Here is a 9,780-nt window from a genome sequence, read left to right on the forward strand (position 1 = left end):
ACGTACTGGGGCACGAGCACCAGCGCCCGCCACACGCTGCGTGCTCGCAGATGCCGGTCGAGCAGCCAGGCGAGCCCCAGAGCCGCCAGGAGCTGCGGAACGGTGGACAGCACGAAGATGCTGAGGGTGTTGAACGTGGCCGTGTAGAAGTCGGAGTCGTCCAGCAGGCGGGTGAAGTTGTCGAGGCCCACCCACTGCCCCTGCCCGGCGAGGCGGTCCCAGTCGTGCAGGGAGACCCAGAAGGTCTGCAGCAGGGGGTAGAGGCCGAAGACGCCGAAGACGACGAAGAAGGGTGCGATGAAGAGATAGGGCAGCAGATGCCGTTCCGGGCGCAGCCGCGACGGACGACGTTCGCGGCGTGCGCGGCCGGGCAACGGGCGGGTCTGAACCGCCATGCTGGTTCTCCGTAGGTGTAGGGGGTGGAAGAAGGGGGCCGGCCGGGGCCGGGCCGGAGGGACGCCGGGCGGCGACCGGGGCGTGGGAGGCTGGACCGCCGCCCGGCTCGGTCGGCGGGGACCTGCCCCGAACCGACCGGCTCGACGTCAGCGAAGGTTCTTCTCCGCTTCGTCGAGAGCCTTGTCCCACGCCTCCTCCGGGTCCGCCTTGCCCTGCTCGACCAGCTGAAGGGCGTTGCCGAACGGGATGCGGACCTGCTGGTCCTTGGTACCGCGGTAGTTGGGCTTCAGGGACTTCGCGGACGCCGCGTAGAGCTTGCCGGTCGGCGCGTCGTTGAAGTACTCCTGCTTCGTGCCCTGGACCTCCGGGTCGTCGAGGACCGGAACGAGGGAGGGCAGCGCTCCCACGGGGCCCGTGAAGATCTTCTTCTGCGAGGCGGCCGAGGTCAGGAAGTCGGCCAGTTCGGCGGCCTCCTTGACGTGCTTGCTCTGCTTGGGAACGGTGAGGAACGAGCCTCCCCAGTTACCGCCCCCGCCCGGGACCGCGGCGATGTCCCACTTGCCGGCGTTGGCCTCCCCCGCGGCCGTCTTGATCTGGCCGGTCATCCACGCGGGGCAGGTCATGGTGGCCATGCGGCCGAGCTTGATGCCCGCGTTCCACTGCTGGCTGAAGGGCTGCAGGTTGGCGGACTGCTTGTCGTCCGTGGCCTGCGCCGTCGCCATGAAGAACTCACGGACCTTCGGGTTGCTGTCCCCGATGTACTCGTCCTGGGCATCGAAGAACCCGAACTCGGTCTGGTTCATCATCGCGGTGAAGATGTTGCCCGAACTGTCGAACCATGCCTTGTCCTTCACCTTGGACTGGAACTTCTCGCCCGTGGCGAAATAGTCCTCCCAGGTGGGCCACAGCTTGCCGACCTCCGTGCGGTCGGTGGGCAGGCCGGCCTTCGCGAACAGATCCTTGCGGTAGCAGATGGCGAGGCTGCCGACATCGGTGCCGTACCCCATGACGAAGTCGGAGGTGCCGAGCGTCCCCTGCTCCCACTTCCAGCTCAGGTACTCGCCCTTGCGGTCCATGGCACCGTGGTCGGCGAGGTTGGTGAACTTGTCCTTCACCGCACGGAACTTCGGAAGGTAGCCCTCCTCGATCGCGACCACGTCGGCGGCCCCGCTACCGGAGGCGATCTGGGTGGACAACTGGTTGTGGTGCTGGTCGAACTGGGAGATGCGCTCCTTGATGACGATGTCGGGATGGGTGCGCTTGTACTCCTCGATCAGAGGCTTGTAGCCGAAGTCGCTGAAGGTGGCGACCGTCAGGGTGATCTTCCCGTCAGCCGCCCCGGAGCCTGAACCGCAGGCGGGAAGGGCGATGAGCGACGTGGCGGCGGCGAGCGCGACGGTGATTCTGCGGGCACGCGTACGGCCCATGGTGATCCTCCGGGAGAGGGGCGGGATGGGGTGGCACAAAGGTCGCCGCCCGCGAAAAACATGTCAAGTGTTTCGCGAAAACTGCCGCGATATCGGCAGCATCATCTCGGCACGAGTGACTCACTCGCCGCAGCGAGGTGGCCAAACAAACCTCGGAGCAGTGAAGATGACCGCCTCAACGCTCGCAACACGTAGGTCGCTCATGCGTCACCCTTCTCGGTTTCGTAGAAGCAATGCGCTGACCTGTAGAGACTTACGAAACTTTCGCGACGACTTGACCGGCCATGTCCAGGACAGCAGCATGCGACCGCCGCATACACAGCACCGGTGACCCCACGTCAGCCGGCTGCCCGAATCGGAGGCACCCGCCATGTCCTTCCTACGACCGCACAGATCCGTCCCACGGGCGGTGGGAGCGGGGGCCGTCGCCTTCGCCGCCCTGCTCGCCCTCGCCGGCGTCTCCTCCACGGCCAAGGCCGCCACCCCCGCCGACCGGGGCGTCCCCGCCGACGGCAAGGTCATGCTGGTGATGGGCCAGGACAGCGACACCCTGTCCGACTACCGCACCGACGTGCTGGACAAGGCGTCACTGAACGCACCCGCACCGGGTGGCGTGACCCTCTACACCAACCTGGTGCTCGGGGGCTCGCCCGAACCGCTGGCCGGCATGACCGGACCGGCGAACTGGGGCGCGGGAACCGTCGACTTCGCCCGGACGATGCGGGAGTACCCCGGTGCCACCGTCGCCGTCGGTCTCTACCTCTCCGACGCCACCTCCGGCTGCAACAACCAGCCACTGCGCGCCATCATCGGCCGGAACGACGCCGACGTCACCGCCGGGAACCCGAGCCTGATCACCCAGTACCGGGCCAAGGTCGACGAGATGATCAACCGGTTCAAAGGCTACGACCGGGACATCCTGCTGCGCATCGGCTACGAGTTCGACGGTCCGTGGAACTGCTACAGCTCGGAGTACTACAAGGAAGCTTTCCGCTACATCAAGGGTCGCATCGATGCCCTCGGCGCCAGCCGCGTCGCCACCGTCTGGCAGAGCGCCGCATGGCCGGTGAACACCCACCCCGACCACCCCGAGTGGAACTACGTCGTCACCGACCCGGGCCACCTGAACGACTGGTATCCGGGTGACCAGTACGTGGACTGGGTGGGCCTGTCCTCCTTCTACAACTCCCGGTCCGTGCAGAGCCAGTGGGGCTGCGGCTCCTACGACACCGACCCGGTCGGTCTGCAGAACCGGATCCTCGACTTCGCCCGCTCCCACGGCAAGCCGGCCATGGTCTCCGAGGCCGCACCGCAAGGAGCCCGCACCGGCGCGAAGACCAGCAGCTGCATCTTCCGCAACAACCCGGCACCTTCGAGCGGTCAGGCCATCTGGGACGGCTGGCACGCGGGATACTTCGACTGGGTGACCCGCAACAAGGACGTCATCCGCGCGGCCGCGTACATCAACACCAACTGGGACGCCCAGACCCAGTGGCAGTGCGCGCCGGGCGCGCCGGCGGGCGGCCCCGGCTGCGCGAACGGCAACTGGGGCGACTCCCGCGTCCAGGCCGACCCCACGGTGCAGGCCAACTTCCTGGCCGAGATCAAGAAGCCCATGTGGACGAACGGCGCTTCGGGCCCGGCGCCCACACCGACTCCGACGCCCACGCCGACTCCCACCCCTACGCCGACTCCGACCGACCCGCCGGGGAACACCGCCGAGTTCGACCATGGTGTCAGCGGCACTGGGAGCACCGCGATCTGGTTCGCTCCCAAGGGGTACGACCTGACGTTCGTCACCGTGCAGTACCGCGTCAACGGCGGCTCGCCGCAGAACCACTTCCTCGTCCGTGACGACGCCGGCGACCGCTGGGAACTTCCTGTCTCCGTACCGGCCGGTGCCAAGCTCACGTACTCCTTCAACTACCAGCCCACCACGCAGACGAGTCAGATCACCACACCGACGTACACATGGACCGCTTCCTGACCAGTGGTCCACGACCGACGGGTGACCCGGGCCCGGCCCGGGTCACCCCGCCGTACACCGGCCCACGTCCGCGCACCGACGCGCGGCAGAGGAGACATCGTGCCGAACCTCCGACACCTGACCACCGCTCTGCGCGCCCTCGCCGCCGCAGCAGTCGCCGCACTGCTGTTGACCGGCACCGCCAACGCCGGGCAGGGCCAACCGCCGGCCCAACCCGCCACCGCCGACACCCGCGGTGCGGGCGCCGCGGCAACCGGCGCTCCCGAGCTGCTGCTGGGGCAGTCCACCCGAGGCGCCTGGGACGACTTCCACACCTTCGGGCAGAACGCCGACGGCGGTTCCGTCTACTACGAACTGCGCTCCGGCGACTGGGTCGGCTCCGGCCACCGCGACTACGCCGAGTTCCTCGCCTCCCGGGGGAAGACCGTCCAGATCGGCATCAGCTGGAAGGACAACCCCCCGGGCTTCGAAGGGGGCGACGAGAACGCGAAGGCCGCCCGCTCCCGCGCCGTCACGAGCGAGATCGCCGCCGGGGGCCACACCGCCTCCCTGAACAAGCTGCTGGCCTTCACCAACGCCCACCCCACGGCCCGCTTCAAACTCCGGCTCGACTACGAGGTCAGCAGCCACTACCACTGCGCCGACACCGCCTGCTCCTCGTACAAGAACGCCTTCAACCGCCTCGCCTCCTACCTCGACAACCGCTCCATCGCACACAACCTCGACTTCGTCTTCCACCCGGTGCGCGGCGAGTTCGAGGCCATGTACCCGGGGGACGCCGCGGTCGACTGGATGGGGGTCTCCGTCTTCGCCCACGAGCTGTGCATGCCGATCCACGACCGCGGTTACCTCTACAACGGAACTCCGCCCCAGAACTACGACGTCGCCGCGCTCCAGTGCCGCAACGCCTACATCGGGACAGACGCACACGGGAACCCGGCCGCCGTGTGGCGCAACTTCGACCACGACGGCAACGTGCTCAAGCTGGTGAAGTTCGCCAAGGATCACGGCAAGCCGGTCGTGCTGTCCGAAGCGGGCATGATGAACTTCACCGCCGACGCCGGCAGCACTGACGGCCTGGAGCAGCAGCGCGGCGCCGAATGGACACGCCGACTGTTTTCCCTGATGAACTACCAGGGGCCCATTCCCAACCTGCCCGGCACCCACGACCTGCGTGGGGTCATCCGTTCCGTGGTCTACATCAACCTCGACTTCCGGTACGGCTGGGACGGCGTGAACGACGGCAGCTTCGACTTCGCCCCTGACACGACCTGGTTCGTGGACGGCCGTCTGTCCCGCTACGGGGCCGCGAAGACGTCCTTCTGCCAGGGGCTCGCCTCGGTCGGCTTCACCGCTCGTTGCCGCTGACGACGGGGATGCGTACGCAGCCGCGGCAGATCACCGGGGGAAGGGGAATGTGGGGTACACGTACCCCGGACCCCAGAAGGGCTGGTAGCCGTAGTAGCCGTACACGTTGCTGTAGTAATCCGGTTCGTCGGTCAGGTCGGGATCGTAGACGGGCGCCTGGGCGACTCGTTCGCGGGACTGGTCGATGAAGACCTGGTCGTCGGTGATGTGCGTGACCGCTTCGACGGGGATGAAAGACTTGGTCTCGCCGAAGCCGAGAAAGCCGCCGTGGGCCACGAGGAGGAATCGGACCTTGCGCTCGGGTTCGTCGACCAGGAGGTCTTCCACCTTCCCGATGTCGTTGCCGTCGGTGTCCGCCACCTTGCGACCTCGGACATCCTCCTCGGGCGTTTCCACGGTCTGCTGGGAATCGCTGAGCTTGCTCAGGATCGGGGTCTTGTCGGCCGTCATCTGTCTGCTCCTCGACTACGGGGGGTCGCGGTCTGACTTCCCTTTGGGGGCAGTGCCCGGTTACCCGCCGACGTGCGATTCACTCGGGGTTCCCGGCGCCGACGGCCTGATCAGCGGCGCCTGCGGCACGCGCTTCAGGAAGTGATCCGAAGGAGCCGAGGGAAGAGGCGTCCGGCATTGCGGCTGGTCAGTGCACGCCACGTGTCCGCGTCGGGCTGAGGTGCTGCCTCGATCGAGTCGACTTGCTCGGTCACTCCGGATGCGGGTGTGAAGCAGTAGTCGCTTCCGTAGAGAAGGCGTTGCGTACCGCATGACGCAGCCAGGGCGGGGACCTGGTGGGGGAAGGGTGTGCCGGCGATGTCGAACCACAGGCGGCTGATCTGTTCGGGAACGGGCGCTGAGGGAGAGGTGTCGGAGGTGGTCGTGCTCGTGGTGCTGGAGGCGAAGACGCTGCGGAACAGTTCCATGCGCTGGGCGAGCAGGGGGAGGGTTCCCCCACCGTGTGTGAAGACCCACGGAATGTCCGGGTACTGCTGAAGGCGGTCGTTGAAGACCAGGTCACTCACCGTGCGGGTGGCGTCGAAGATGAACTCGAGCATGGGCCGCGGCCGGCCCAGGGAGACCGTCTCGTAGTTCGGGGGCGAGGTGGGGTGGACGAACACGGGAGTGCGGCGGCGGTCGAGTTCGGCGAGCAGCGGCCGGTAGCGGGGGTCGCCGAGGTAGGTGCCGTGGGCGTTGGTCTCGATGGTGACGCCGTCGCTGCCGAGTTCGTCCATGGCGTAGGCGAGTTCGTCGAGGGCGGCGTCGGTGTCGGGCAGGGGCAGGGTGGCGAAGTGCCCGAACCGGTCGGGGTTGTCGCGCTTGAGGTCGGCGCCGGCCTCGTTGACGTGCCGGGTGAGTGTGCGGGCGGTCTTGTCGTCGCCGAAGTGGGTGCCGGGTGAGGAGATGGAGAGCAGGGAGGTGGCGATTCGCTGCTGGTCCATGAGTTCGAGGTGGCGGGCCTTCTCCCAGGTGGGCCAGGCGCCCATGCCGTCGGGGCGAAGGTGGCCGGCGTTCTTGGCCTGCTCCACGTAGTGGGGAGTGAGGAAGTGGGCGTGCACGTCCACGAGCGGTGCGCGTGAGTCGTCCATGAGGGGTTCCTTCTAGGAGTTTCAGTCCGACGCCGGGGTGTGGGCGTGGCCGCCGCACCAGATGTGGCGGATGTTGCGGGTGGCACTGATGTCGGTGAGGGGGTCGCCGTCGACGAGGAGCAGGTCGGCCCGCAGTCCCGGGGCGATGGCACCGCGGTCTCGCAGACCGAAGTGGAGGGCGGGAGCGGCGGTGGCTGCGCGCAGCACCTCGGCCGTCGTCAGACCGGCGGCAACCAGAAGCTCCAGCTCGTGATGCAGACTGCGGCCGTGCGGGACCTGGGCAGGCGCGCCGGGCTGGGTGTTGGCGTCGGTACCGGCGAGGACCGGCACTCCCGCTCGGTGCAGGGCCGTCACGTTCTGCTCGGCGGTGCGATAGGCCGGTGCGCCGGGCCGGGCCGCCGCGGCCGCTTCCATCATGGTCAAGGTGGGAACGGCGACGCGTCCCGCCGCGGACATCCGAGCGATGTCTTCCTGAGCGATGGCCCGGTCGAGCGGGATGTGGGTGACAACGTCGGCGCCCGCGTCGAGCGCCATGGTGTACGCGCCGGCGGTGGCGGCATGGGCGACGGTGAGTCTGCCGTGTGTGTGCGCGGCGGCGACCAGCGCGTTCATCGTCTGCTGGTCCGGCCCTCCCGCGCCCGGCTCCTCAGCGACGATTTTGATGTAGTCGACGCCCGCGGACACCTGTGCGGCGACGAATTCGGCGGCCTGCTGGGGTGAACGGACGATGGCGTCGGCGGCCATACCCGGGATCCTGGAGTGAGGGCCGCCGCTGCCGATGGCAGGCGTGCCCGCGCTGCGGATGTCGGTCAGACCCGTCACCCGGCGCAGGGAGGCGAGGAGCTGCGGTGGCCAGGTGGCCATGTCCAGTGCGGTGGTGACACCGTACGAGCAAAGCTGCTCGAGGGTGTCACGGCCGTGGAGGTGGACATGGGCGTCGATGAGGCCCGGGAGAAGGATCATGCCGTCGCCGTCGAGGATCTGCGCCCCGGACGTACTGGTCTCCGACGAGAGGACGCCGCCTTCGAGAACCACAGTCCTCGGCTCGGTGAGCTGTCGGCCGTCGAAGACACGAACGCGGACGAGGGCCGTCCTGTCCGGCCGCTGCTCGGGGCCGGAGGGCGAGGGGTGGTTCACCGGGTCTCTCCTGTGGGGTGGGGCGTCGGCCTTGAGTAGAACCTGACCAGCGGTTCACTGCTCGTCTGTCGTCCTGGGACGCGATGCGCGCGTGTCTCAGCCGTTCGGCGGGCGTCACCGTGCAAGGACGAGTGACCGCCCCGGCCGCGAGGCAGGGCAACCTCGGACAGGACGCGGCCGGGGCGGGGTCGGTGGCGGCGGATGCCTGCGTGATTCCGCCGGTCCGGTGGCTGTCCGGGATCACCGGACCGGCGGAAGAACCTACGCCGGCAGGCCGGCCGGCTCGGGGACGGCCACCGGTGCCGCGGTGGCGTCCAGGACGTGCTGGGGAGTCACCCCGGGAGCCGTCTCCACCAGGACGAGCCCCTGGTCGGTGACGTCCAGGACGGCAAGGTCGGTGATGATCCGGTGGACGCAGGCCCGCCCGGTCAGCGGGAGAGTACAGGCCGGAACGATCTTGGGGCTGCCGTCCTTGGCCGTGTGCTCCATGAGAACGATGACCCGTCGGGCTCCGTGGACGAGGTCCATCGCCCCGCCCATGCCCTTGACCATCTTGCCGGGGATCATCCAGTTGGCGAGGTCGCCGTCCGCGGAGACCTGCATGGCACCGAGGATCGCCGTGTCGATATGACCGCCGCGGATCATGCCGAACGACAGCGCGGAGTCGAAGAACGCGGCCCCGGGCAGCACCGTGACGGTCTCCTTCCCCGCGTTGATCAGGTCCGGATCGACGGCGTCGTCGGCCGGGTAGGGGCCGGTACCGAGGATGCCGTTCTCCGACTGGAGGACCACATGCACGCCTTCCAGCACGAAGCCGGGTACGAGCGTGGGCAGACCGATGCCGAGATTGACATAGTCGCCGTCGCTCAGCTCGGCCGCGGCTCGGGCGGCCATCTCGTTGCGGGTCCAGGCCATCAGGCGGCCACCGTCCTCTTCTCTATGTGCTTGTCGGCCGCCTGCTCGGGGGTGAGGGCGATGACGCGCTGGACGAACACGCCCGGCAGGTGAATGTCGTCCGGGCTCAGGACGCCCGGTTCGACCAGTTCCTCGACCTCGGCGATGGTCACGCGGCCCGCCATGGCGGCCAGGGGGTTGAAGTTGCGGGCCGACTTGTCGAAGACGAGATTGCCGTGCCGGTCCCCGCGCGCCGCCCGCACCAGAGCGAAGTCGCAGGTGATGGCCTCCTCCAGGACGTAGTCCAGGCCATGGAAGGTACGGGTCTCCTTGGCCGGCGAGGCGACGGCGACGCCACCGTCCGCATGGTGGCGCCAGGGAATGCCGCCCTCGGCGAGCGGGGTGCCGACACCGGCGGGGGTGTAGAAGGCGGGGATGCCGCAACCGCCGGCCCGCAGGCGTTCCGCGAGGGTGCCCTGCGGGACCAGCTCGACCTCCAGCTCACCGGTGAGGTACTGGCGGGCGAACTCCTTGTTCTCGCCGACGTAGGAGCCGGTGACCCGGGCGATACGTCCGGCACCGAGCAGGACGCCGAGGCCGTGGTCGTCGGTCCCGCAGTTGTTGGAGACCACTCGCAGGGAGGTGGCTCCCCGTATGTACAGGGCGGAGATGAGGGTGCTCGGGATGCCGCACAGGCCGAAGCCGCCGACGGCGAGGGAGGCGCCGTCGCCGATGTCGGCCACGGCGGCGACCGGGGAGGCGGATGTCTTGTCCATGAACGTCCTTCTTGGGTCTGTGCGGGGCGCGAGGAGGCGTCCGGGCCGTGCGGCAGCGGTGGCAGGGCCCGGACGCCTCGGCGGTGGTCCCCGACCCTTCCCGCCCAGAGCCCCACAACAAACAGACCCCCCAGCGGTCCCTTTTCCCCCACGGGTTGTCTCCCCCCCCTTTGTTCTGGCGTCCCCCCCCCCCTGGCAGACGCGGGGGGGGACAG

Annotated in this window: 9 protein-coding genes; 2 read left to right on the top strand and 7 right to left on the bottom strand. The window is 68.6% G+C overall.

From position 1 onward, the window contains the following. Positions 1-395, bottom strand: a 395-nt coding sequence (locus tag ACFCZF_RS20720) for a carbohydrate ABC transporter permease (protein WP_376672884.1), incomplete at its 3' end; no start/stop codon positions are given. A gap of 147 nt (positions 396-542) precedes the next feature. Continuing rightward, entirely contained in the window at positions 543-1,823 is a 1,281-nt protein-coding gene (locus tag ACFCZF_RS20725) for an extracellular solute-binding protein (RefSeq protein ID WP_375924957.1), read from the bottom strand. Between the two features lie 409 nt (positions 1,824-2,232). Here ACFCZF_RS20725 and ACFCZF_RS20730 point away from each other — a divergent pair, with 409 nt between their 5' ends. Both ACFCZF_RS20730 and ACFCZF_RS20735 read left to right on the top strand, forming a co-directional pair. Next, positions 2,233-3,810: an endo-1,3-beta-xylanase gene (locus tag ACFCZF_RS20730; protein ID WP_376672885.1), complete on the top strand. Its 1,578-nt coding sequence runs from the start codon at positions 2,233-2,235 to the stop codon at positions 3,808-3,810. A 99-nt stretch (positions 3,811-3,909) separates the two neighbouring features. Further along, on the top strand, positions 3,910-5,178 hold the full coding sequence (locus tag ACFCZF_RS20735) for a hypothetical protein (protein WP_376672886.1): 1,269 nt from the start codon (positions 3,910-3,912) through the stop codon (positions 5,176-5,178). A gap of 30 nt (positions 5,179-5,208) precedes the next feature. Here the strand turns inward: ACFCZF_RS20735 and ACFCZF_RS20740 are convergent, their stop codons facing one another. The 5 genes from ACFCZF_RS20740 to ACFCZF_RS20760 form a co-directional block, all read right to left on the bottom strand. Beyond that, positions 5,209-5,628, bottom strand: coding sequence for a PRC-barrel domain-containing protein (locus ACFCZF_RS20740; RefSeq protein WP_376672887.1), 420 nt, complete (start codon positions 5,626-5,628; stop codon positions 5,209-5,211). Positions 5,629-5,762: 134 nt separating this feature from the next. Continuing rightward, positions 5,763-6,758: an amidohydrolase family protein gene (locus ACFCZF_RS20745; RefSeq protein ID WP_376672888.1), complete on the bottom strand. Its 996-nt coding sequence runs from the start codon at positions 6,756-6,758 to the stop codon at positions 5,763-5,765. A 21-nt stretch (positions 6,759-6,779) separates the two neighbouring features. Then, positions 6,780-7,895 carry an amidohydrolase family protein gene (locus ACFCZF_RS20750; protein WP_376672889.1) on the bottom strand — a complete coding sequence of 372 codons (1,116 nt, stop codon included), beginning with the start codon at positions 7,893-7,895 and terminating at the stop codon, positions 6,780-6,782. A gap of 261 nt (positions 7,896-8,156) precedes the next feature. Beyond that, positions 8,157-8,810, bottom strand: coding sequence for a CoA transferase subunit B (locus tag ACFCZF_RS20755; RefSeq protein ID WP_375924944.1), 654 nt, complete (start codon positions 8,808-8,810; stop codon positions 8,157-8,159). Then, positions 8,810-9,565: a CoA transferase subunit A gene (locus ACFCZF_RS20760; RefSeq protein ID WP_375924942.1), complete on the bottom strand. Its 756-nt coding sequence runs from the start codon at positions 9,563-9,565 to the stop codon at positions 8,810-8,812. Before ACFCZF_RS20760 ends, ACFCZF_RS20755 begins: the two co-directional genes overlap by 1 nt. Positions 9,566-9,780 lie beyond the last annotated feature (215 nt).

This window comes from Streptomyces sp. NPDC056296, assembly GCF_042268605.1.
GTDB lineage: Bacteria > Actinomycetota > Actinomycetes > Streptomycetales > Streptomycetaceae > Streptomyces.

Bases quoted from the DNA above. Each gene is read 5' to 3' on its own strand.
- ACFCZF_RS20760 (WP_375924942.1), bottom strand. From the start codon at position 9,565: ATGGACAAGACATCCGCCTCCCCGGTCGCCGCCGTGGCCGACATCGGC.
- ACFCZF_RS20745 (WP_376672888.1), bottom strand. From the start codon at position 6,758: ATGGACGACTCACGCGCACCGCTCGTGGACGTGCACGCCCACTTCCTC.
- ACFCZF_RS20755 (WP_375924944.1), bottom strand. From the start codon at position 8,810: ATGGCCTGGACCCGCAACGAGATGGCCGCCCGAGCCGCGGCCGAGCTG.
- ACFCZF_RS20725 (WP_375924957.1), bottom strand. From the start codon at position 1,823: ATGGGCCGTACGCGTGCCCGCAGAATCACCGTCGCGCTCGCCGCCGCC.
- ACFCZF_RS20740 (WP_376672887.1), bottom strand. From the start codon at position 5,628: ATGACGGCCGACAAGACCCCGATCCTGAGCAAGCTCAGCGATTCCCAG.